The sequence below is a fragment of the Thiobacillus denitrificans DSM 12475 genome, assembly GCF_000376425.1.
GTDB classification, from domain to species: domain Bacteria; phylum Pseudomonadota; class Gammaproteobacteria; order Burkholderiales; family Thiobacillaceae; genus Thiobacillus; species Thiobacillus denitrificans.
In genome coordinates this window covers 303,311-325,295 of the sequence record NZ_AQWL01000001.1, presented here as the reverse complement: position 1 = coordinate 325,295, position 21,985 = coordinate 303,311, and the positions used below count along the sequence as shown (strand labels likewise).

Annotated in this window: 26 protein-coding genes; 11 read left to right on the top strand and 15 right to left on the bottom strand. The window is 61.2% G+C overall.

Translation table 11 applies throughout. From position 1 onward, the window contains the following. Nucleotides 1–10 precede the first annotated feature (10 nt). The 3 genes from B059_RS0101750 (at nt 11) to B059_RS0101740 (ending at nt 1,901) form a co-directional block, all read left to right on the top strand. A complete protein-coding gene (locus tag B059_RS0101750; RefSeq protein WP_018076517.1) occupies nt 11–352 on the top strand; it encodes a 4a-hydroxytetrahydrobiopterin dehydratase in 342 nt (113 codons plus the stop codon). A gap of 127 nt (nt 353–479) precedes the next feature. Next, on the top strand, nt 480–1,358 hold the full coding sequence (gene rsgA / locus B059_RS0101745) for a ribosome small subunit-dependent GTPase A (protein WP_018076516.1): 879 nt from the start codon (nt 480–482) through the stop codon (nt 1,356–1,358). Between the two features lie 33 nt (nt 1,359–1,391). Then, nucleotides 1,392–1,901 carry a DsrE family protein gene (locus tag B059_RS0101740; protein ID WP_211206867.1) on the top strand — a complete coding sequence of 170 codons (510 nt, stop codon included), beginning with the start codon at nt 1,392–1,394 and terminating at the stop codon, nt 1,899–1,901. Between the two features lie 18 nt (nt 1,902–1,919). Here B059_RS0101740 and B059_RS0101735 read toward each other — a convergent pair whose 3' ends face one another. From B059_RS0101735 to B059_RS18495, 11 genes are all read right to left on the bottom strand, one after another. Further along, the gene (locus tag B059_RS0101735; protein WP_018076514.1) at nt 1,920–2,354 is read right to left on the bottom strand and encodes a CBS domain-containing protein; all 435 of its coding nucleotides are present in this window, start codon (nt 2,352–2,354) and stop codon (nt 1,920–1,922) included. A 63-nt stretch (nt 2,355–2,417) separates the two neighbouring features. Continuing rightward, entirely contained in the window at nt 2,418–2,963 is a 546-nt protein-coding gene (locus tag B059_RS0101730; RefSeq protein ID WP_018076513.1) for a DJ-1 family glyoxalase III, read from the bottom strand. A 42-nt stretch (nt 2,964–3,005) separates the two neighbouring features. After that, the gene (locus B059_RS0101725; RefSeq protein ID WP_018076512.1) at nt 3,006–3,491 is read right to left on the bottom strand and encodes a YajQ family cyclic di-GMP-binding protein; all 486 of its coding nucleotides are present in this window, start codon (nt 3,489–3,491) and stop codon (nt 3,006–3,008) included. Between the two features lie 23 nt (nt 3,492–3,514). Beyond that, entirely contained in the window at nt 3,515–4,096 is a 582-nt protein-coding gene (locus tag B059_RS0101720) for a hypothetical protein (RefSeq protein WP_018076511.1), read from the bottom strand. Nucleotides 4,097–4,104: 8 nt separating this feature from the next. Continuing rightward, complete coding sequence (ppnP, locus tag B059_RS0101715; protein WP_018076510.1) at nt 4,105–4,419, bottom strand: pyrimidine/purine nucleoside phosphorylase; 315 nt, start codon at nt 4,417–4,419, stop codon at nt 4,105–4,107. Continuing rightward, the gene (locus B059_RS0101710) at nt 4,420–5,649 is read right to left on the bottom strand and encodes an argininosuccinate synthase (protein ID WP_018076509.1); all 1,230 of its coding nucleotides are present in this window, start codon (nt 5,647–5,649) and stop codon (nt 4,420–4,422) included. An 11-nt stretch (nt 5,650–5,660) separates the two neighbouring features. Next, nucleotides 5,661–5,900: a DUF2283 domain-containing protein gene (locus tag B059_RS0101705; protein WP_018076508.1), complete on the bottom strand. Its 240-nt coding sequence runs from the start codon at nt 5,898–5,900 to the stop codon at nt 5,661–5,663. Next, nucleotides 5,897–6,814, bottom strand: coding sequence for an ornithine carbamoyltransferase (argF, locus tag B059_RS0101700; RefSeq protein ID WP_018076507.1), 918 nt, complete (start codon nt 6,812–6,814; stop codon nt 5,897–5,899). Before argF ends, B059_RS0101705 begins: the two co-directional genes overlap by 4 nt. Further along, entirely contained in the window at nt 6,814–7,995 is a 1,182-nt protein-coding gene (locus B059_RS0101695) for an acetylornithine transaminase (protein ID WP_018076506.1), read from the bottom strand. Before B059_RS0101695 ends, argF begins: the two co-directional genes overlap by 1 nt. Before the next feature lie 88 nt (nt 7,996–8,083). Continuing rightward, nucleotides 8,084–8,584 carry a urate hydroxylase PuuD gene (locus B059_RS0101690; RefSeq protein ID WP_018076505.1) on the bottom strand — a complete coding sequence of 167 codons (501 nt, stop codon included), beginning with the start codon at nt 8,582–8,584 and terminating at the stop codon, nt 8,084–8,086. A 7-nt stretch (nt 8,585–8,591) separates the two neighbouring features. Further along, nucleotides 8,592–8,840, bottom strand: a complete 249-nt coding sequence (locus B059_RS18495) for a hypothetical protein (RefSeq protein ID WP_018076504.1) — start codon at nt 8,838–8,840, stop codon at nt 8,592–8,594. Here B059_RS18495 and B059_RS0101680 point away from each other — a divergent pair. Continuing rightward, nucleotides 8,839–9,120, top strand: a complete 282-nt coding sequence (locus B059_RS0101680; RefSeq protein ID WP_018076503.1) for a DUF3579 domain-containing protein — start codon at nt 8,839–8,841, stop codon at nt 9,118–9,120. The genes B059_RS18495 and B059_RS0101680 overlap by 2 nt on opposite strands. A gap of 64 nt (nt 9,121–9,184) precedes the next feature. Here B059_RS0101680 and rpsT read toward each other — a convergent pair whose 3' ends face one another. Next, nucleotides 9,185–9,448, bottom strand: a complete 264-nt coding sequence (rpsT, locus tag B059_RS0101675; RefSeq protein ID WP_018076502.1) for a 30S ribosomal protein S20 — start codon at nt 9,446–9,448, stop codon at nt 9,185–9,187. Nucleotides 9,449–9,710: 262 nt separating this feature from the next. Between rpsT and murJ the strand changes: the two genes are divergently transcribed. The 7 genes from murJ to B059_RS18490 all read left to right on the top strand — a co-directional run bounded on the left by murJ (nt 9,711) and on the right by B059_RS18490 (nt 17,380). Beyond that, a complete protein-coding gene (murJ, locus tag B059_RS0101670; protein WP_026177235.1) occupies nt 9,711–11,249 on the top strand; it encodes a murein biosynthesis integral membrane protein MurJ in 1,539 nt (512 codons plus the stop codon). A 62-nt stretch (nt 11,250–11,311) separates the two neighbouring features. Further along, complete coding sequence (locus tag B059_RS0101665; protein ID WP_018076500.1) at nt 11,312–12,238, top strand: bifunctional riboflavin kinase/FAD synthetase; 927 nt, start codon at nt 11,312–11,314, stop codon at nt 12,236–12,238. An 11-nt stretch (nt 12,239–12,249) separates the two neighbouring features. Further along, complete coding sequence (ileS, locus tag B059_RS0101660) at nt 12,250–15,039, top strand: isoleucine--tRNA ligase (protein ID WP_018076499.1); 2,790 nt, start codon at nt 12,250–12,252, stop codon at nt 15,037–15,039. A 16-nt stretch (nt 15,040–15,055) separates the two neighbouring features. Continuing rightward, a complete protein-coding gene (lspA, locus tag B059_RS0101655; RefSeq protein ID WP_018076498.1) occupies nt 15,056–15,529 on the top strand; it encodes a signal peptidase II in 474 nt (157 codons plus the stop codon). Further along, nucleotides 15,526–15,963, top strand: a complete 438-nt coding sequence (locus B059_RS0101650) for an FKBP-type peptidyl-prolyl cis-trans isomerase (protein WP_018076497.1) — start codon at nt 15,526–15,528, stop codon at nt 15,961–15,963. The genes lspA and B059_RS0101650 overlap by 4 nt, the downstream gene beginning before the upstream one ends. A 13-nt stretch (nt 15,964–15,976) precedes the next feature. Next, nucleotides 15,977–16,906: a 4-hydroxy-3-methylbut-2-enyl diphosphate reductase gene (gene ispH / locus B059_RS0101645; protein ID WP_018076496.1), complete on the top strand. Its 930-nt coding sequence runs from the start codon at nt 15,977–15,979 to the stop codon at nt 16,904–16,906. A gap of 96 nt (nt 16,907–17,002) precedes the next feature. Beyond that, nucleotides 17,003–17,380 carry a DUF5615 family PIN-like protein gene (locus B059_RS18490; RefSeq protein ID WP_211206866.1) on the top strand — a complete coding sequence of 126 codons (378 nt, stop codon included), beginning with the start codon at nt 17,003–17,005 and terminating at the stop codon, nt 17,378–17,380. A gap of 123 nt (nt 17,381–17,503) precedes the next feature. Here B059_RS18490 and B059_RS0101635 read toward each other — a convergent pair whose 3' ends face one another. From B059_RS0101635 to B059_RS0101625, 3 genes are all read right to left on the bottom strand, one after another. Then, nucleotides 17,504–18,043, bottom strand: coding sequence for a GspH/FimT family pseudopilin (locus B059_RS0101635; protein ID WP_026177233.1), 540 nt, complete (start codon nt 18,041–18,043; stop codon nt 17,504–17,506). A 311-nt stretch (nt 18,044–18,354) separates the two neighbouring features. Then, nucleotides 18,355–18,837 (bottom strand): GspH/FimT family pseudopilin, encoded by a 483-nt coding sequence (locus B059_RS0101630; protein ID WP_038057996.1) that lies wholly within the window; start codon nt 18,835–18,837, stop codon nt 18,355–18,357. A gap of 65 nt (nt 18,838–18,902) precedes the next feature. After that, the gene (locus tag B059_RS0101625) at nt 18,903–21,983 is read right to left on the bottom strand and encodes a pilus assembly protein (protein WP_051068469.1); all 3,081 of its coding nucleotides are present in this window, start codon (nt 21,981–21,983) and stop codon (nt 18,903–18,905) included. Nucleotides 21,984–21,985: the final 2 nt, after the last annotated feature.

Below are 21,985 nucleotides of genomic sequence, written 5' to 3'. Positions count from 1 at the left end.
GAGTCCCGTCATGACCACTGTCGTTGAAGAACTCGTCCGCAAGAAATGCGCTCCCTGCGAAGGTGGCGTCGCTCCCTTGACCGATGCGCAGGTTGCGCCGTTGCTGAAGGGGCTGCCTGGCTGGCAGCGCGACGGCGAGAAAATCGTCAAGGAATACAAGTTCAAGGATCACTATCGGACCCAGGCATTCACCAACGCGGTGATGTGGGTTTCGCATCGCGAAGATCACCATCCCTTCCTGCTGGTCGGTTACAACACCTGCCGTGTCGAATACTGGACACATGCGATCGGCGGCCTGTCGGAAAACGATTTCATCTGTGCCGCGAAAGTCGATGCACTGCTGGACATTTGACGCCGAGGGGATCGTTTCGGCACAGACTCGCGTGAACAAAGCGAACGTTAAGACGCTTCGCGCCGGCCGGAGCCCAAACGATTCCCTCTGCGCGGCCAAGGTCGACGCACTGTCCGACATCTGAGACATGGCCGTCCTGACCGGCCAGGTTGTCGCGGCGTTCAGCCGCCGCTTCATCGTTGCGACCGCTGCCGGCGAACTGCCTTGCCAGGTCAAGGGCCGCCATCTGCGCGCGGTATGCGGTGACCGGGTCGAAGTCCGGCGCGACGGCAATGCCGGGGTGATCGAGGCAGTGCTGCCGCGCGCCAGCCTGCTCTACCGTTCCGACGCCTTCAAATCCAAGGCCATCGCTGCCAATGTGACCCAGCTTGCGGTGGTGGTGGCGGCACGGCCGAGTTTTTCGATGGAACTGGTGCAGCGCTGCATTCTCGCCGCCGAAGACCAGGGCATCGCCAGCCTGCTCGTCCTCAACAAGGCCGACCTGCCGGAAACCCCGGTCGCGCGCGCACGGCTGGACCTCCTCACCCGCATCGGCTATCCGCTCGTCATCCTGTCGGCGCTGTCCGACGCGACGCCCCTGAAACCTGCCCTGCACGGCCACACCACGCTCTTGATCGGGCAGTCCGGCATGGGCAAGTCGACCCTCATCAATACGCTGTTTCCCGGTGCCGAGGCGGTGACAGCCGAGTATTCCGAAGCGCTCGACAGCGGCCGCCACACGACTACCCACACCCGCCTGCACCGGCTGGATGCCGTTTCCACGGTGATCGACTCGCCCGGCCTGCAGGAATTTGCCCTGCAGCACCTGGATGCCGGCGCCCTGGCACATGGCTTCGTCGAGTTTCGCCCGTTTCTCGGGCAGTGCCGCTTTCGCGACTGCAAGCACGAGACCGAGCCGGGCTGCCGTCTCCAGGAAGCCGCCGCCGCGGGCGCGATCGACCCCGCGCGGCTCCAGCTGTTCCAGACCCTGCGCCGCCTGCAACAGAACGCCGCACAGCGCCTATAAAACAGACACGATCAGAAAAACGGGGAGATCGTCGTGAAACCTGTCCTGACTTTGTTAATGCTGGTGTGGCTGGGCACGATTGCGCCAGCGCAGGCGGCTGGCAAATGGGTGGCCACTCCCTATGCGCCCCCCAAGGTCATGTTCGAGTTCTACCTGGACGACCCGCAGAAAATTGGCAGTGCACTGTACTGGGTGCGTTCGCTGATGAACCCGCTGCAGGAGGCGCCTTACAACTACTCGCCCGAAGACATGAACATCGTGGTGGTCATCCACGGCACCGAAATCGTGACGGTGGCGACAAAGAACGAGGCCAAATATCAGGAAGTGGTCGACCGCATGCGTTACTACGCCGACCTCGGCGTGTCCTTCAAGGTATGCGGCCAGGCAGCCGAGGATTTCGGCTATGCGGTAGCGGACTTCCAGGATTTCATCGAAGTGGTGCCCAACGGCATCGTCGAGCTGGCGCACTGGCAACAGCAGGGCTACGCGCTGATCGTGCCGAAAATACTGGAGAAGACCATCGACATCGAGTCGATCCGCTGACCGGCTCAATAGGCCGCCTTACTCGGGCCAGTGCTTGATGTAGCGCTTCAGCAAGCTGTTCTCGAAATTGGCTTCCTTGAGGCAGGCACGCGCCACGTCGTGGAAGGAAATGATGCCAAGCAGCTTGTTGCCGTCGAAGATCGGCAGGTGACCGATGTGCGATTTGGTCATCACGTCGCGCGCGTAATCCACCGAGTCGTCCGCATTGGCCACGACCGGCTCGGCCACCATGATGCTGCTGACTTCGGCATCCTTCAGGTCGCCGCCCTGTTTGAGCATGCCCTGCACCACATTACGCTCGGTCAGGAGCCCTACCATCTCGCCATTTTTCAGTACCACCAGCGAACCCACCCCCAGGCCCACCAGCTTGGCGACGGCGCTGGAAACCGGGTCGGTCGGCGCAATGCTGTGAATGTCGTCGCTTTTAAGCGTGAGGATTTCGCGAATCTGCATGGTTGGTGGTCTCCGGATCGGCGTGATGTAGGCCGAATGATAACAACGGCGGCGCGTGGCCGGCTACGGCCTGACCAACGCAGCTTCAACCTGCTGGCGCTTTTCGCTACCCGTCAGCACTTCCACCAGCGCCAGCGCAAAATCCATTGCCGTGCCGGGGCCGCGCGAGGTCATCACCTTGCCGTCCTGCACCACGGCAGCGGCGCTGACGGTCACGCCGGGCAGCGCATCGAGGAAGCCGGGGTAGCTGGTCGCCTGCTTGCCGTCGAGCACGCCGGCTTCAGCCAGCACCATCGGCGCGGCGCAGATGGCAGCGGTGTATTTTCCGGCGGCCGCCATTTTTTTCAGCAGCGCCAGGATGCGTGCATCCTCTTTCAAATGCGACGCGCCCGGCATGCCGCCCGGCAGCACCACCATGTCGTAGTCGTCCTGCAAAGCCACGTCGAGCGTGACGTCGGGTACCAGCTGCACGCCGCGGCTGGCCTTGACGATACCGGGCTTCAGGCCTGCCGTCACCACCTCGACGTCGGCACGGCGCAGCAGATCGATGATCGTGACGGCTTCGAGTTCTTCGCAGCCGTCCGCCAGGGGAACCAGAACCTTGCTCATGCCCGTCTCCTCGTGTCTGAGCTGAAATCCTCGGCCGGATATTCAGTCGCGGAAATTCTGATACTGCAGGGGAAAATCGGCAATACCCTTCCTTACCAGCGCGATGGTGTCCTGCAGCACGTCGCGCTTGGCGCCCGACACGCGCACGGTGTCGCCCTGGATGCTGGCCTGCACCTTGAGCTTGCTGTCCTTGATACACTTGACGATCTTCTTCGCCAATTCGGTCTCGACGCCGGTCTTCACCGTCACGTTGCGCTTGACCTTGTTGCCCGAGACCTTCTCGACGTTGCCGATATCGAGACATTTCACGTCGACGCCGCGCTTGGCCAGCTTCTGCGTCAGGATGTCGTGCACCTGGTCGAGCTGGAATTCGGTGTCGGCGTAGACTGTGAGGACATACTCGGCCTGCTCGATGCGCGCGTCGGAGCCCTTGAAGTCAAAACGCGTGGACACTTCCTTGTTGACCTGATCGACCGCGTTGCGCACTTCCTGCTTGTCGACCTCTGACACAATATCAAAACTTGGCATGATAGCTCCTTGACCTGGATTGATCAGACATCCGGGCTTAGCTCCATTACAAACGACTGCACCGGCAGCCCCGATTCGTCGTGGAACTCGGCCGCCGCCATCACCCCCAGCCGCGCCACCGCCTCGGCATCGAGCGAGGGCGCGCGATACGCCGCGTACATCGCTCCCAGCGCATACGGGCTGCCGCTGCCGTAGGCGTAGAATTTCGAGAACTCCTGTACGGTGCGATGCGCTGCCACGCCGAAGATGCCGCGCGGATTGGCGATCAGCACGTCCATGCGGGAGGACTCGAGATCGTCCTCCTTGTCCTCGCCGGCCTGCAGGTAGTAGTGCTCCTTCAGCGCGCCGTGCAGGGTGTTCCACACGCAGAAGATGCGGGCCACCGAGTCCAGTTGCGGCGGCTCGTCCAGCGAAGCGAAATAGTCCGCCAGGATCAGCTTGAAGGTGGCCGAGCCGGTAATCGCGACGTAGCTGTCGCCGACGCGGATGATTTTCTCATGGTTCGCCACGTAATCGGCGGACTCCTTGCCGCCGCCCCACTTCGTCAGCGTATCCGCCGCGATCGCGATGCGGCCGTCTTTCCTGACGATGGTGACGGTGGTCATGGCCCGGTTCAGCCGAAGTGGCAGACGTAGTGGTACGGCTCGCCGGCCACCTCGATCTCGAAGCTGGAATTGCCCGGCACCTTGAACGACTGCCCGGCGCCGCAGCTCTTCCACTCGCTCTCGCCGGCCAGCTTGACGCGGCAGGAACCCGCCACCGTTTCCATGATTTCAGGTGCACCGGTGTTGAAGGTGAGCGTGGCCGGCAGGATCACGCCGATGGATTTCTTCGTGCCGTCGGCGAACTGCACGGTGTGTGAGACGCACTTGCCGTCGAAATAGACGTTGGCCTGCTTGATGACCGCAACATTATCGAACTGGGACATTCATTTTCTCCGTGCGTCGAGTTTGGCGGCGATGCGCATGCGCAGCGCGTTGAGCTTGATGAAGCCGCCCGCGTCCTTCTGGTCGTAGGCGCCGGCGTCGTCCTCGAAGGTGGCGATGGTCGAATCGAACAGCGAATCGCTCTTCGAATCACGGCCGACGACGATGACGTTGCCCTTGTAGAGCTTGAGGCGCACGCTGCCGTTGACGTGCTGCTGTGTGTGATCGATCAGCACCTGCAGCGCGCGGCGCTCGGGCGACCACCAGTAGCCGTTGTAGATCAGGCTGGCGTAGCGCGGCATCAGGTCGTCCTTCAGGTGCGCAACTTCGCGGTCGAGCGTGATCGACTCGATCGCGCGATGGCCCTTCAAGAGAATCGTGCCGCCGGGCGTCTCGTAGCAGCCGCGCGACTTCATGCCGACGTAGCGGTTCTCCACCAGGTCGAGACGGCCGATGCCGTGCTTGCCGCCGATCTCGTTCAGCTTCGCCAGCACCTCGTGGGCGCGCATGCTCTGGCCGTCGATCGCGACGACATCGCCTTTCGCGTAGGTCAGCTCGATGTATTCGGCCTGATCCGGTGCCTTTTCCGGTGACACCGTCCAGCGCCACATGTCCTCCTCGGCTTCCGCATTCGGGTCTTCCAGATGGCGGCCTTCGTAGGAGATGTGCAGCAGGTTGGCATCCATCGAATACGGCGAGCCGCCCTGGCGGTGCTTCATGTCGATGGGAATGCCGTGGGTCTCGGCATAGTTCAGCAATTTTTCCCGCGACAGCAGATCCCACTCGCGCCACGGCGCGATCACCTTGACGTCGGGTTTCAACGCGTAGGCGCCGAGCTCGAAACGCACCTGGTCGTTGCCCTTGCCGGTGGCGCCGTGACAGATGGCGTCGGCGCCGGTTTCGTTGACGATCTCGATCAGGCGCTTGGCGATCAGCGGGCGCGCGATCGAGGTGCCGAGCAGGTATTCGCCTTCGTACACGGTATTGGCGCGGAACATCGGGAAGACGAAGTCGCGCACGAACTCCTCGCGCAGGTCGTCGATGTAGATCTGCTCTGGTTTGATGCCGAATTTCAACGCTTTCTCGCGCGCCGGATCGAGTTCCTCGCCCTGGCCGAGGTCGGCGGTGAAGGTCACCACCTCGCATTGATAGGTGTCCTGCAGCCATTTCAGGATGACGGAGGTGTCGAGGCCGCCGGAATAGGCCAGTACTACTTTCTTGATGTCGTTCATGGTGTGTGGATTCAATGGGTGGAACCGGATGAGTGCTTGTCGATGATTTCGACCTGGCCGGGGAAACCGCCGATTCTCAGCATGTCGAGGTTGGTGGCGAGGCTGGCCCTCTCGATCTCGATGCCGACGACGCGGCCGTCTTCCGACAGGTTGAGCACGATGCCTTCGTGCGCCTCCCACGCCTGCGTGGGGTTTTCGGGACTGATTTCGACATAGAGCGTATCCATGTCCTTGAAGTAGGCAATGTTCATGATTCGATTTTTCCCAGCAGCAGATATTCCATCAGCGCCTTCTGCACATGCAGGCGGTTTTCGGCTTCGTCCCACACCACCGACTGCGGGCCGTCGATAACCTCGGCCGTCACTTCCTCGCCGCGGTGCACGGGCAGGCAATGCATGAAGACCGCATCCGATTTCGCCATCGCCATCATGTCGGCATCCACCTGCCAGTCGGCGAAGGCCTTCAGGCGCTCGTCGTTTTCCGCTTCCCAGCCCATGCTAGTCCATACGTCGGTAGTCACCAGGTCGGCGCCACGGCAGGCATCCATCGGATCGGCGAAGCTTTCGAAATGATCGGTGCCATATAGATTGGCGCGTTCGGGTTCGACCTCGTAGCCCGGCGGGGTCGACACGTGCACGTTGAAACCGACCACTTCGGCCGCCTGCAGCCAGGTGTTGCACATGTTGTTGGAATCGCCGATCCATGCCACCGTCTTGCCCTGGATCGAACCGCGATGCTCGATGAAAGTGAAGATGTCAGCGAGGATCTGGCACGGGTGGTATTCGTTGGTCAGCCCGTTGATCACCGGCACGCGCGAGTGTGCGGCGAAGCGCTCGATGATGTCCTGCTCGAAGGTGCGGATCATCACGATGTCGACCATGCGCGAAATGACCTCACCCGCGTCTTCAACCGGCTCGCCGCGCCCCAGCTGGGTGTCGCGCGTGTTGAGATAGATCGCCGAGCCGCCGAGCTGGTGCATGCCGGCCTCGAACGAGAGCCGGGTACGGGTCGAGCTCTTCTCGAAAATCATCGCCAGTGTGCGGTCGAGCAACGGGTGGTAGGGTTGGTACTGCTTGAAGCGCGACTTGATCAGCCGCGTGCGCTCGAACAGGTACAGCAGTTCATCGCGCGACAGATCCTTGAATTGCAGGAAGTGCTTGAGCATCACGCCGCCTGCTGCAGGTAGCTTTTAACGATGCCGGATACCGCCGCGACCAGCGCATCGACCTCGGCTTCACCGTAAATCAGCGGCGGTACCAGACGGATGACCGAGTCGGCGGTAACGTTGATCAGTACGCCGGCGTCGCGCGCCACCGTCACCAGTTCGCCGCAGGGGCGGTCGAGCTCGATGCCGATCATCAGGCCCTCGCCACGGATGTCGACCACGCCATGCACGCCGGCCAGTGCCTGCCGCAACCCGCCGCGGATGTCCTCGCCACGCGTGCGCGCGTTGTCGATCAGCTTCTCTTCCTCGATCGCATCGAGCGTCGCCAGCGCCGCCGCGCACGCCAGCGGATTGCCGCCGAAGGTGGAGCCATGATTGCCCGGCTGGAAAACATCGGCTGCCGCGCCACGCGCCAGGCAGGCGCCGATCGGCACGCCCGAGCCAAGTCCCTTGGCCAGCGCCATCACGTCCGGCATCACGCCGGAATGCTGAAAGCCGAACCAGGTACCGGTGCGGCCGATCCCGGTCTGCACCTCGTCCAGCATCAGCAGCCAGCCGTGAGCATCGCAAATCTGCCGCAATCCGGCGAGGTACGCCGACGGCAGCACGTTGATGCCGCCTTCGCCCTGCACCGTTTCGAGCAGCACCGCGACCACGCTCTTGTTGTGCTCGGCCACATGGCGGATCGCATCGAGGTCGTTGAACGGAACCCGCGCGAAGCCCGTCAGCAGCGGCTCGAATCCCGCCTGGATCTTGCGGCTCCCGGTCGCGGTCAATGTCGCCATGGTGCGGCCGTGGAACGCCTTTTCCATCACGATGATGGTCGGCACCTCGATCCCCTTGCCGTGCCCATACAGGCGCGCCAGCTTGATCGCCGCCTCGTTGGCCTCGCACCCCGAATTGCAGAAGAACGCCTTGTCCATGCCCGACAGCGCGCACAGACGCTCGGCCAACTCTTCCTGCCGCAGCACGCGATACAGGTTGGACGAATGGATCAGCGCGGCCGCCTGGTCGGCGATCGCCTTCACCAGTTTGGGGTGCCCGTGGCCGAGCCCGTTCACCGCCACGCCGGCGACCGCATCGAGATAGCGCTTGCCCGCTTCGTCCCACAGATAGGCGCCCTCGCCGCGCACGAACGCAACCGGCTGGCGCGCATAGGTGTTCATCAGATGTGTTGTCATGGCAGTCCTCAACCAGGCTGTCGAAGTCGCTGTTCTTGAAATAGAAAACGGCGGCCTGAGCCGCCGTGCTTATCATGCACCGCCTTGATTATAGGCTGAAAAGCGCCGAGTGAGACATCCCGGTCGCCATGAAGAACAGCATCGGAATCGACAGCATGGTGTTGCTGCGCGACGCCAGAAAGGCGACGCGGCGCGCCGTGTTCTTCTCCTCGTCGGTCGCTGCTGCCATACCCAGAATTTTCTTCTGATTCGGCCAGATCAGCACCCACACGTTGAACAGCATGATGGTTCCGAGCCAGGCACCAATGCCGATCGGCCCCATGCCGTTGCGCAGCAGGAAGGCATCGGTGAAATGCGGCCCCAGCAAGGCTGCACCGGCAACCCAGGTCACCACGGCGGCCCAGCGGAAGAACAGCAAGGCGCGCGGCGCGACGTGCTTGGTGATGCCTGCGGCGGTGCCGTCGGCGCCTGCGTTTTTCAGCGCCGCCACCTGCACGAAGTTGAAGTAATACAGCAGGCCGATCCACATGATGCCTGCCATGAAGTGGATCCAGCGGGACAATGCGGAGACGATGTCGACGTTTTCCATTGCGCCCCTAACTCAAAAAATTTCTGGCAAAGACAACCAGTACGGCCGTGAGCACGACGCCTGCGATAACGGTACCCCACAGCGAATCCAGCGGGTTTTTCATGGTTCTCTCCTCCTTCGAATGGTTGACCGTTTTTGTCGGACAAGCCGGCGCCAGTATCTTCAAAATGCCGCGATCGTGCAAGCGCCGCACCCACGCCGCGCTGGCGACAGCATGATAAAATCCGCCGATTCCTTCAGCCGCCCGCCCACTCATGGATGACGCTTCCGCCAACGCCCCCTTCATCATTCGCGGCATCACCGCCAAGGGCACCCGGTTTCGGCCGAGCGACTGGGCCGATCGCCTGGCGGGCGCCTTCGCGGTGATCGACCCCAACAACCGCACCAATTATTCGCCGTACGTACAACCCACCACGCTGGACAGCATCCGTTGCGTGGTGGTGGACAAGAAACTCAAAACCGCCGATCCCAACGCCTACCGTTTTTTGCTAACCTTCGCCAGCTGCAACGAATTGCTGACTGAAAACGCCGACTGAACCCGCGGCGCCGGAAATGAAAAACGCCGCATCTGCGGCGTTTTCACTGTGCGGCGCCTGGCGCTCAGGCCATGCTCTTGACCGCCAGAGACAGGCGGCTCTTATGGCGTGCAGCCTTGTTCTTGTGGACGATCTGCTTGTCGGCGATGCGGTCGATCACGCTCATGGAAGCCTGAAAAACCTGCTGGGCGGCGGCCTTGTCGCCGGCCTCGATGGCTTTACGTACTTTCTTGATCGCGGTGCGCAATTCCGAGCGCTGGCTCATGTTGCTGTCGCGCTGCGCGCTGGCTTGACGTGCGCGCTTGCGCGCCTGGGCGGAGTTCGCCATGTATTCTGCTCCTGTAGGTCCTGCGCATAGCAAATATGAGCAGGACAAATTAATCTGCGCGCCCAGCCATGCTGACGGGGCAAACTCAATCCGAAGCTCCCCGTTTTCGACGGGACAGATTCACCAAAGCCCGCGATTGTACGGGAAACCCCGGCCGCAAATCAAGCGGTTTTGCATGCAACTGCAATAGGCGCGCTTGCGCGCAATCGCAGTTGCAGTTGGCGCGCCCGGCCCGCACAATGCGCGCAAAATGCCGCCATCCATGAATCTCCTCAAAGCCCTCGCTGCGGTCAGCAGCATGACACTGCTTTCCCGCATACTGGGATTCGTGCGCGACACCCTCATCGCCCGCGTGTTCGGTGCCGGACTCCTGTCCGACGCTTTCTTCGTCGCCTTCAAGATCCCCAACCTGCTGCGGCGCCTGTTTGCCGAAGGCGCCTTCTCGCAGGCGTTTGTGCCTATCCTCGCGGAATACAAGAGCCGCCAGGGCCACGACGCCACCCAGACCCTGGTCAACCAGGTTGCCACCGCGCTGACGCTGGTGCTGGTCGCGGTCGCGCTGCTGGGCATCGTGGGCGCGCCGTGGGTAGCCTATGTCAGCGCACCGGGATTCCGTGCCGAGCCGGAAAAATTCGCCCTCACCGTCACCCTGCTGCGCATCACGTTCCCCTACATCATCTTCATTTCGCTAGTGGCCCTGGCGGCGGGCATTCTCAACACTTTCAGCAAGTTTTCAGTGCCTGCGTTTGCACCGGTGCTGCTGAATCTGTCCATGATCGCCGCGACCCTGTGGCTGGCGCCATACTTCGATCCGCCGGTACTGGCGCTGGGCTGGGGCGTGGCGCTGGGCGGGGTGTTGCAACTGGCGTGGATGCTGCCGCATCTGCTGAAGATCCGCATGCTGCCGCGCCCGACCCGGCGTTTCGACGACCCCGGCCTCAAGCGCGTGCTGAAATTGATGGCGCCCGCCACGCTAGGCGTCTCGGTCGCGCAGATCAGCCTCTTGATCAACACCATCTTCGCCTCGTTTCTCGCTACCGGCAGCGTATCGTGGCTGTATTACGCCGACCGCCTGATGGAGTTTCCCACCGGCATGCTGGGGGTGGCGCTGGGCACCATCCTGCTGCCCAGCCTGGCCAGGCATTACGCCGACGACTCGCCGGCCGAATATTCCAAGCTGCTCGACTGGGGCTTGCGGCTCACGTTGCTGCTTGCGCTGCCTTCTGCCGCTGCGCTGGCGGTGCTGGCAGTGCCGCTCATCACCACGCTGTTTCATTACGGTGCCTTCAACGCGAACGACGTAAGCATGACGCAGCAGGCGCTGATCGCCTACAGCCTGGGGCTGGTCGGACTGATCCTGGTCAAGGTGCTGGCGCCCGGATTCTACGCCCGGCAGAACATCCGCACCCCGGTCAAGGTCGCCGTCTTCACCCTCGTCGCCACCCAGTTGATGAACCTCGCCTTCATCGGCCCGCTCGGCCACGCCGGACTGGCGCTGGCCATCGGCCTGGGCGCCTGCCTCAATGCCGGGTTGCTGCTGCATCTGCTGAAAAAACAGCAGGTTTACCAGCCACAGTCCGGCTGGACCGGCTACTTCCTGCGCGTGCTGGCGGCGGTTGTGCTGATGGCGGCGATGCTGTTCTACACCATGGGTGACGCGCAGTGGTGGCTGGCGGCCGGCTTTCCCGACCGGCTGACACGGCTGTCGCTGCTGGTCGGCGGTGGGATCGCGCTGTATTTTGCCGCGCTGGGGCTGATGGGCTTCCGTCCGCGGCAGTTCGCGCGGCGGGCGGCGAATTGACGGGCCGCTTAATCAGCTAGAATTAGTCCTTTTCGCGCCGGTTCGCCCTACGCATCAACCCCATGCGCATCACCCACGGTTTCAACGCTCTCGGCACGCCCCACGCGGTCACCATCGGCAACTTCGACGGCCTGCACCTCGGACACCAGGCCATGCTCGCCCGCCTGCAGGACGTGGCGCAGACGCGTGGCCTGCCAAGCTGCGTGTTGAGCTTCGAACCGCATCCGCGTGAATTCTTTGCACCCGAACAGGCGCCGGCGCGCCTGTCCAGCCTGCGCGAAAAGGCCGAATGCCTGCAACAGCTTGGCATTGATCGCTTGCATGTGTTCCGTTTCGACCGCGCATTCTCCACGCTGACTGCCGGAGCTTTCATCGAACGCGTGCTGGGCCACACCCTGCAGGCGCGCTACGTGCTGGTAGGCGACGATTTCCGCTATGGCGCCAAACGCGCGGGGGATTTCACGCTGCTTGAAAGCCTGGGCCAGTCGCTCGGTTTCGACGCCGAATTTCTGCCGACGGTCGAAGTCGCCGGCGAGCGCGCCTCCTCCACCGCAGTGCGCAACGCGCTGGCTGCGGGCCAACTGGAGCATGCCGCGCGCCTGCTAGGCAGGCCCTACAGCATTTCGGGGCGCGTGGTGCACGGCGACAAGCTGGGGCGCGACATCGGCTTTCCCACCGCCAACATCCAGCTCCGGCACAACCGGCCGCCGCTGATGGGCATCTTTGCGGTGGAACTGTATGGCCTCAACGGCGCTCCGTTGCGGGGGGTGGCGAGCCTGGGCAAGCGGCCCACCGTCAAAGGCGCAAACGCCGTGCCCGTGCTCGAAGTACACCTGTTCGATTTCGATGCCGACATTTACGGCCGTCGCGTGCGCGTGAGTTTTCTCCACAAGCTGCGCGACGAAGAGAAATACCCCGACCTCGACAGCCTCGTTGCGCAGATCCGCCGCGACGTCGACAACGCGAAACACTATCTGGCCAAGATTTAACCCGAACAGCCATGCCTGACTACAAAAGCACACTCAACCTGCCCGACACGCCTTTCCCGATGCGTGGCGACCTTGCCAAGCGCGAACCCGGCTGGGTCAAAAGCTGGCAGGAGAAAAAACGCTACGAAGCGATCCGCAAGGCCGCGGTCGGACGGCCAAAATTCATCCTGCACGACGGCCCGCCCTACGCCAACGGCGACATCCACATCGGCCACGCAGTCAACAAGATCCTCAAGGACATCATCGTCAAGGCCAAGACCCTCTCCGGCTTCGACGCGCCCTATGTGCCGGGCTGGGACTGCCACGGCCTGCCGATCGAACTGCAGGTGGAAAAAACCCACGGCAAGGATATCCCGCCTTCAAAATTCCGCGCGCTGTGCCGTGCCTACGCCACCGAGCAGATCGAACGGCAGAAGGCCGACTTCATCCGTCTCGGCGTGCTGGGCGACTGGGCAAATCCCTATCGCACCATGGACTTCCAGTTCGAGGCCGAGCAGTTGCGCGTGCTCGGGCAGATCCAGCAGGCGGGCTATCTGTATCAGGGCGCCAAGCCGGTGCACTGGTGCGTCGACTGCGGCTCGGCGCTGGCCGAAGCCGAGGTCGAATACGAGGACAAGACCTCGCCGGCGATCGACGTCGGCTTTGCCGTAGCCGACCACGCCGACCTCGTCAAGCGCTTCGATATTGCGGCGATCGACGAACCGATCCGGATCGTCATCTGGACCACCACGCCGTGGACGCTGCCGGCCAACCAGGCGGTGGCGCTGCATCCTGATTTCCAGTACGCGCTGGTGCGTACCGGCAAAGGTCTGCTGATTCTCGCCGACAGCCTGCGCGAAGCCGCGCTGACGCGCTACGGTTTGAGTGAAGGCGCCGAGGTCGTCGCGCACACCACCGGCCAGGCACTCGAAGGCATACTGCTGTGGCACCCATTCCAGGATCGCCAGGTAACGGTCATCCTCGGCGAGCACGTCACGGCCGACGCCGGCACCGGCGCCGTGCACACTGCCCCCGGCCATGGCCTCGACGACTACGTGGTGGGCAGCCGTTATGGCCTCAAGGTCGACAACCCGGTGGGCGACGACGGCCGCTTCTACGCCGCCGTGCCACTGGTCGGCGGCATGAGCATCTGGCAGGCCAATCCGCTGATCGTCGAGACGCTGGAGACCAGCGGCAGCCTGCTCGCGCACGAGAAGCTGCTGCACAGCTACCCGCACTGCTGGCGCCACAAGACGCCGATCATCTTCCGCGCCACGCGGCAGTGGTTTATCGGGATGGATGACAGGGATCAGGGGTCAGGGGCCGGGGGTCAGGTGGGCACGTTGCGCGAACAGGCGATGAAAGCAGTCGATACGACGCAATTTTTCCCGTCGTGGGGCCGTGCGCGGCTGGAGGCGATGATCAAAAACCGCCCCGACTGGTGTGTCTCGCGCCAGCGCAACTGGGGCGTGCCGATGCCCTTCTTCACCCACAAGGAAACCGGCGAACTGCATCCGCGCACCGCAGAACTGCTGGAAACCGTGGCGAAGCGCGTCGAGGCAGCCGGCATCGAAGCCTGGTTCGCGCTCGACACGACCGAGCTGCTGGGCGACGACGCCGCGCACTACGACAAGACCGGCCACACGCTCGACGTCTGGTTCGATTCGGGCGTGACTCATGCCTGCGTGCTGAAGCACCGCCCCGAGCTCGCGCATCCCGCGGATTTATATCTGGAAGGCTCGGACCAGCATCGCGGCTGGTTCCAGTCGTCGCTCCTCACCGGCTGCGCCACCGACGGCCGCGCGCCCTACCAGGCCCTGCTGACCCACGGTTTCGTGGTCGACGGCCGCGGCCACAAGATGAGCAAGTCGAAAGGCAACGTCGTGTCGCCGCAGAAGGTGATGGACCAGTTCGGCGCCGACATCCTGCGGCTGTGGGTGGCGACCACCGATTATTCGGGCGAACTCACCATCTCCGACGAGATTCTCAAGCGCGTCGTCGAAGGCTATCGCCGGATTCGAAATACCTTGAAATTCCTGCTCGCCAACCTGTCGGACTTCGATCCCGAGGCACACGCGCTGCCGGTCGAAGACTGGCTGGAAATCGACCGCTACGCGCTGGCAATGACGCGCCAGCTGCAGAGCGAATTGCAGGCGCATTACGACGCCTACGAATTCCACTTCATCGTGCAGAAGCTGCAGAGTTTCTGCTCGGAAGACCTTGGCGGCTTCTATCTCGACATCCTCAAGGACCGCCTCTACACCGGCGGCGCCGACAGCCGCCCGCGGCGCGCGGCGCAGAACGCGCTCCATCACCTGACCCATGCGCTCACCCGCTGGATGGCGCCGATCCTGTCGTTCACCGGCGAAGAAGTGTGGACACAGCTGGCGGGTGAGAACGATTCGGTGTTCCTGCATATCTGGCACGTGCTGCCGGAACAGACAGACGAGACGAACCTACTCGAGCGCTGGACCCGCATCCGCGCCGTGCGCGCCGAGGTGCAGAAGGAACTCGAGACCGTGCGCGTCGCCGGCGGCATCGGCTCCTCGCTGCAGGCCGAAGTTGTCTTGCACGCCACTCCCGAAACCCAGGCCCTGCTGGCGCCGCTGGGCGACGATCTGCGCTTCGTGCTGATTACCTCGCAGGCCCGCGTCGTTGCCGCAGAAGAAGAACGTATCGTCGTCACGCCGAGCGCGGCGAAGAAATGCGAGCGCTGCTGGCACTACCGCGACGACGTCGACACGCACGCCGCCCACCCCGGCCTGTGCGGACGCTGCGTGAGCAATCTTCATGGCGCAGGCGAGACGCGCAGCCATGCTTGACCTGCGGAACCCTGCAATGCGCAAATGGCTGGGCATCGCCTTTGCCGTCATCGTTGCCGACCACCTGACCAAGTTCTGGGTGTCTGCAACGCTCGACTACCAGGAAGCGATCCCGGTGCTGCCTTTCTTTTCGCTGGTGCGGGTGCACAACACCGGCGCGGCGTTCAGCTTCCTCGCCGACGCCGGCGGCTGGCAGCGCTGGTTCTTCATCGCGGTGGGCGTCATCGCCACCGTGATCATCGTGCGCCTGCTGAAACGCCACGCAAGCGAACCGCGCCTCGCGTTTTCGCTGGCACTGGTGCTCGGCGGCGCACTCGGCAACGTCATCGACCGTGTGGTGCTGGGACATGTGGTGGACTTCCTGTATTTTCACTATCGCGGCTTTGCCTGGCCGGCGTTCAACGTGGCCGACTCCGCCATCAGTGTCGGCGCCGCCCTGCTGATCTGGGACAGCCTGCGCAGCAAGCCCGCCACAGCAGGCCAGCCATGAGCGTGCGCAGCGTCGTCCCCGGCGACACCCTCCAGCTGCGCTACGCGCTGCGGCCGCGCGGCGGCGACGATCTCATCTCCAACTTCGACGATGCCGAAGCGGACACCGTGACGCTCGGCGACGGCACCCTGGCACCGATGCTGGAACAGTGGCTGATCGACCTGGTTCCCGGCGAGCGCCACGTGTTCCTGCTCGAACCCTGGCAGGCCTTCGGCGACAGCCAGCCCGAGCTGATCCAGACCCTGGCCAAAACCGATCTGCCGGCCGACATGGAATTCGCGGTCGATCAACTGGTCGAATTCACCATGCCCAACGGCCAGACCCTGGCCGGGCATATCCTGGAAATCGGCGATGAGGCGGTGAGGGTCGACTTCAACCATCCTCTCGCCGATCTGTCGGTTGAGTTTGAAGTGGAAATCGTACGCATCCTCTGAGACAGGAACCCTTATGACGGCCACCATTCTTCTCGCCAACCCGCGCGGCTTCTGCGCCGGCGTTGACCGTGCCATCGCCATCGTCGAGCGCGCGCTGGAAAAATTCGGCGCACCGATCTACGTGCGCCACGAAGTTGTCCACAACACCTATGTCGTCAACGACCTCAAGGCCAAGGGCGCGATTTTCGTCGAGGAACTCGATGAAGTGCCTGCCGGCGCCACCGTCGTTTTCAGCGCCCACGGCGTGTCGCAGGCGGTGCGCGCCGAGGCCGAGGCGCGTGGGCTCAACGTGTTCGACGCTACCTGCCCGCTCGTCACCAAGGTACACGTCGAAGTCAGCAAGATGCACGACAAGGGATACGAGATCGTGATGATCGGCCACAAGGGCCACCCCGAAGTCGAAGGCACACTGGGGCAGTCGGAAGGCGGCATGCACCTTGTCGAAACACCGGAAGACGTCGCCAGCCTGCACGTCGCCGACCCCGACAAGCTCGCCTACGTCACCCAGACCACGCTGTCGGTCGACGACGCCGCGCGCGTGGTCGACGCCCTGCGCGCACGTTTCCCCCACATCACCGGGCCAAAGAAGGACGACATCTGCTACGCCACGCAGAACCGCCAGGACGCGGTCAAGGCGCTGGCGCCGCAATGCGACGTGGTGATCGTGGTGGGGTCGCCGACCAGTTCCAACTCCAACCGCTTGAGGGAAGTCGCAGAAAACCTGGGAGTGCCCGCGTATATGGTGGACAACGCGTCGGAAATCGATCCGCAGTGGGTGGCCGGAAAGAACAGAGTTGGACTCACCGCCGGCGCTTCTGCACCTGAAATTCTGGTGCGCGCTGTTATCGATCGGCTGAATCAATTGGGCATCGACACCATAACGAACCTCGATGGCGCTCAAGAGAGGATTGCGTTCGCCTTGCCAAAAGGCTTGGGGATTTGACCTCAGATCGCCGCAGTCCGATCATCGGCGCAGCCAAACCTTGATACCCTACGCAGCATGGCAAGCCAAAGAACGTGAGGTCACGCCGGCCAACGCATGAAGCTGCCGGCCGGCATGAACCTGTCGCCGTGCTGGCTTGGTGTCTTGACTGAAGCTGGCTTCGAAGCGCTGCATTGGCCATTATTGGGCGTAAAAACGCGCCTGCCCCAGAAATCATGGCCCACGCCAGCGCAAACAACTACGCTGTGCTTACTCACAATCCGGACTGACTTCAGCGCGATTCTCGCCGCGCCCCATGGCGGCAAGCCCGGTGTCGTGCAAATCTGTTCCGAAGATATTAGCCCTGGCGCAATGGGCAAGCAGATCATCGCTGCATTGCGCCAAATGAAAATCGAGTCGGCAGACGACGCCTTGCTCACCATTGGCCCGAACCGCACACGCCTGCGCCTACTGCCCCTGCAACGCAAAGAATAACCGCCCAATACGCGGGCCGCGTATGCACCCATCGAGTCTAAAAGCCTCAGCGCCCACTGCGTACCGCAGGCAGTACACCTTGAGGCCGAAGTTCGCTGCCTCAAGGTATTCGACGCCACCCGATCATGGACAGGATGCGAGTGTGACCTTTGCTGTGCGCGGCCTGCCGGTACTGCTGATGACGATCTGCCTTCCACCTCCCGAGCCGTCCGATTCACTGCACAAAGTCAGCGTTCCGGCCTGGAAGGCCCCGGAGGTAAGCTTGCTCGCGCCACTGGGTGCGTAGGAGATGTATTTGGAAACCAAGGTGTTGCCGGTGAGCCTAAGCCCGGTCTGAAAAGCCTGTCTGACCTGGATTACCGTTTCGCCCGAATCCACCACTGCATTGTTGTTGGCGTCATGAAACACCAGCCACCCCTGGTGCCAGCCACCACTGGCGGCACAGGATATTCCAGCCGCCGACGTGCATACCACCACGCGCGAACTGCGTTTGATTGCCTCACTACGCGCTAGATGCAAGGAAGAAAGCAGCTCATTAGCGGCACTCGTCAAATGGCTGTTACGCGTGAAAGCAGCAAAGCTGGGAATACCAATCCCAAGAAGGATTGCGGAAACAGCCAGCACAACCATCATTTCCAGCAACGTTGCACCCGACTGTTTCATATCGCCCCCTGTTCACTCGTGATTCTCAGAGTGACACTTCGGGCGGGAATGAGCTATACAACTTTAGTTGTAGGATCGCCAAAAAAACCCATAATCATTTGAATTAAAACGACAATGTATTTTCATTCCGGATGAGATCCGGAGTTAGGCATTACGCTTACGCTGTTAAACTGAGTTTATCTGAACACGGCGGAAGCCTGAAAATGCGCAAGAACCTGCATCTGGGCCAGGCCTGGCTGCAAAAAACAGGCTTTGGAGCGTCAAGCTATTACTCGAGGACATATACATAAGCTGCCAGACGAAGTCCCATGTCAGGGACACGTACTAGCGCTGGCGACTTTCATCACGCCAGGTCTTCCAGTTAGGCTAACGGTGATGGTTCTTTTCGATGTGCCGATCGTCGGGGTGGCTCGGCAAAGGGTCAGATTGACGGGAGTTGCTCCGACACCGGTTGGCTGGAAAACGATGCTGGTTGCATCCCCCGAAAGCAAGAATCCATTAGGCAGCGCGGCCTGCGTGTAAATTACAGAGCCCCCAGCCAGAATCACCCAGCCATCTTTCCAGGCGCCGGTACAACTGCTGCCGTTTGACGAGGCGCACAGCGTCGCTGTCGCATTGCGCTTAATCGCCTCGCTGCGCGCCAAATGCGCGCTGGCCACAAAATTGTTGGCAAGCGTATTGAGCTTGCTACTCAGTGCGGCATTCTGAAAAGAGGGAATCGCTAGCGCCGCCAGGATAGCAGCGATAGCAATCGTCACTAAAAGCTCCACCAAAGTAAAACCACGCATCATCATGAACCTGCGGCCCGCCTTTGCAGCGAATCTAATGCGAGCTTCCCGAGAGCTTTCGTGACAATAGTTCATTTCTGGATATACCAATAGACGCGCTCCTTATTGCCGGTCACGCCACTTCCGCTCGTCTTTAATTTCACTTCGACTGGCGATTCCGGGTTGGCTCCAATAATGAAAGGCACCGTCATGGGCTGTCCGGTCGCAGGATTGGTCACCGTCACCATACCCGATACCGGAGAGGGTGGTAGCCCTCCACCTGAGACTTGCGCATAACGGTTGCCAGCCTGTCCAACCGGCGACGCATCCAGGTAATTAATGTTGTAAACCTGAGCTGTTCCAAGGGACGAGGTGCAAGCATTCGCGTCGGGTACTGTAGGAATATGCGTACTGAATGTCACCTCACCAAATACGACCACAGCAGAGGTCACCACTTGCTCCTTATCGCTGAAGGTTAAATACCAGCCCTTTTTGGCATCGAGGTCAGCCGCTGAAGGATTACCCCCGTTATTGCTGATCCCGAGCAAAGAATCCTGGCACAGAAAATCCCCTCCACAAGTGGTCGACTCACTGGAAAGCCAAGTGTTATCCAAAGGTTTGTCTTTCAGCATGAAAAAAGCATTGTTCACACTGGTTGTCGCAGTATTCGAATTGAGTGGATGCTCGCGATCGCCCGATCCCATCAGCACCGCATTGAATGTCGGAGCTACCACTACCTCAGGCCCGAACAAAAACTTACGGTTGGAGGTTCCCCCCGCGCAGCCCGACGGCGTTCCGCAGCCAAGTGAAGCAATCTGGGTGAATGCCCAGTTGGTGGGTGACTCCGCGCCGAAGGTAATCCGATAAACGTTACCCCCCGTATCGGCTAAATAAGCGTATTCTGCCAATCCGGTTGATGAATTTGGCACTACGGTGACGTCGCCCACCACACTACGCGTAGTATTGAATGTCTTCAACAGCGTTCCGTCGCTCGCATCAAGCACATAGACCCGATTTCCCTTTGGTGAAGTGCAGCTATTGTTGGTTGTGCCGTTATCGGTATCCTCGCAGGTATCGTAGCCGCCGCCCACAATCAGCATCGGTGAGGCACCCGACCCATAACCAGCTGCTTTGAAGGTTTTGAGGGCGGACCAAGTTTGGCCAATTTGCTCAAAACCCGTCATGCAACCAGTGTCGTCACCCAAACCTGTCGTGCATCCCTTACGCCACAACAAGCTTGGTGATTCCGGCGTGCTGACATCAAACGCGTAAATCATGCGTCCACCGCGCCGCTGGCTCGCATAAATCCAGGTATTAGTATTGTCTTTATAGGCCGTAATCGGCCCGTCGAAGAAATAGGGTTTAGCCGTGGCGTCACCCGCACTCGGAAACGTGATGAGCAACGAATTATCGTAGATTCTTTTCAGCTTGCCGTATTGATCGGGCGCGATGAAAGACCACAATTCGCTGCCTGCGTCTGTCCCCGTCTGATTACCATTGATTGCGTGAAGCATGCCATCGTTGGCGCCATAGAACACCACCACACCTGTGCTGCCACCATAGTCCACTGCCACCGGGCGCGAATGCACCACGTCACCCAGCGCCGACGGGCGCATCTCTGTCACATTCGCGTCGCTATCCTCATCCTTGACATCGGTGCCGCGTGCCCAATTGATGATCTTGGTACGTTGAGCGGCATCGGCCGCTCCCAGGGCTGCGGCCGTAATACCAAGATTTCCGTCAACGAAATCGTCGAGGCTGCCCGCCGCGCAGGTGCCGCAGGTTTTGACAGTGCGCGATGCCGGCGCGATAGCCCGCAGCATGTATCCTGCCGCTCCTTTCTCCACCACTTCGCCGTCCGGCGTATTGGACCAGATCGAATTTGCAACGGCCGTACAAGATCCCTTTGCTTCTGAACCTTCATAGTCCCAATAGCTGTCCACTGTCGCCGAAGTCCAGAAACTGCGTGCGCATTGGGTAATGAAACCAGTATTGTTGTTAATTGCCAATTCATCATTTGCATCGACCAGGTTGAGCGCAAAACCGCTGCCCTGCACGCTTGCCTTGAACTTGTACTGCTTCAGGTTGCCCTTCCAGCTCGGCTTGGTGTCGATGTCCGGTCGGAACATCCCGATGAAAACCTGATTAAGGTAAGTGCCTTGCGTATTTACGCTCACCGGCAAACTTGCCGAGGCGAACACGCTGTTGACGGCCTGGATTTCAGCGACGATTTGATCGAACGCCGCCTTGATCTTGGCGCCCACATCGGCTGCGCCAGCCGACCCCACATCAAAATACTTACCCTGGCCCTCTTCGGCCATACTCTGCAGCAATGCCTTGTAATCAGCGGAATACTGACCTGCGACCGTAGGTACTACGTCGATCACATAGGTGACGACGGGATTGGTGGTTTTATTGGCAAGATAGCGCGCCCACTCATCTGCGATTTCGGACTGCATTCCACTGGGCGTCAACGGAATCGTCGTCGTCTTGCCTCCAACCGCAGCAAGATGATTGTTGGCTGTAGTGTTGTCGCTATTATTTGAGCTCGACTTGCCGTTACTCAGGAATATCACATAATTTTTCTTGCAGACCGAGGAAGTCGGAGCCTGATAGGTCGTTGCACCGCTCGATGCCAACGCATTGCCAGGCAGCGTGTACACGGCATTGGCCGCCGCCGTTCCGGATGCATTGCCTGTGAAATCGCGTTTTTTCTTGTTGGCGCCCGCATAGGCTGTGCTGCTGGAAAAATAACGGTTGACCTCCGACATCGTCAAACCAAGCTTGCCGTTATTTGACGCGTCGTTATTTACATGAAAGTCGAGGACAAGATTTTTATATAGCGTTTTATTTGCCTCCGACATGGTGCGCACCGCAGCGCGCACATAGGCGCCGTCCGGATTGTCGTTGCCGCTGCCTGTTTCGGTATACATCATGAAGCCAAGCCGGAACTTGTTATTTTCAAGATCATCCACGGTCGAAGCAAGTGCTGCCATTTCAGCAGTGAATGCCGTACTCCAGTTCGCGGTATTGTCTATGACGATCAGCACATTGGGCAGATCGGCGCTTGCCGCATCCACCCCGGTAAAAAGGTCGATGTCCTCTGCATGTGCGAATGGCATGGCGAACAGCAAACCAGCTGCAAGACAGCGTGCCAATTTCGGGAATTCCATCT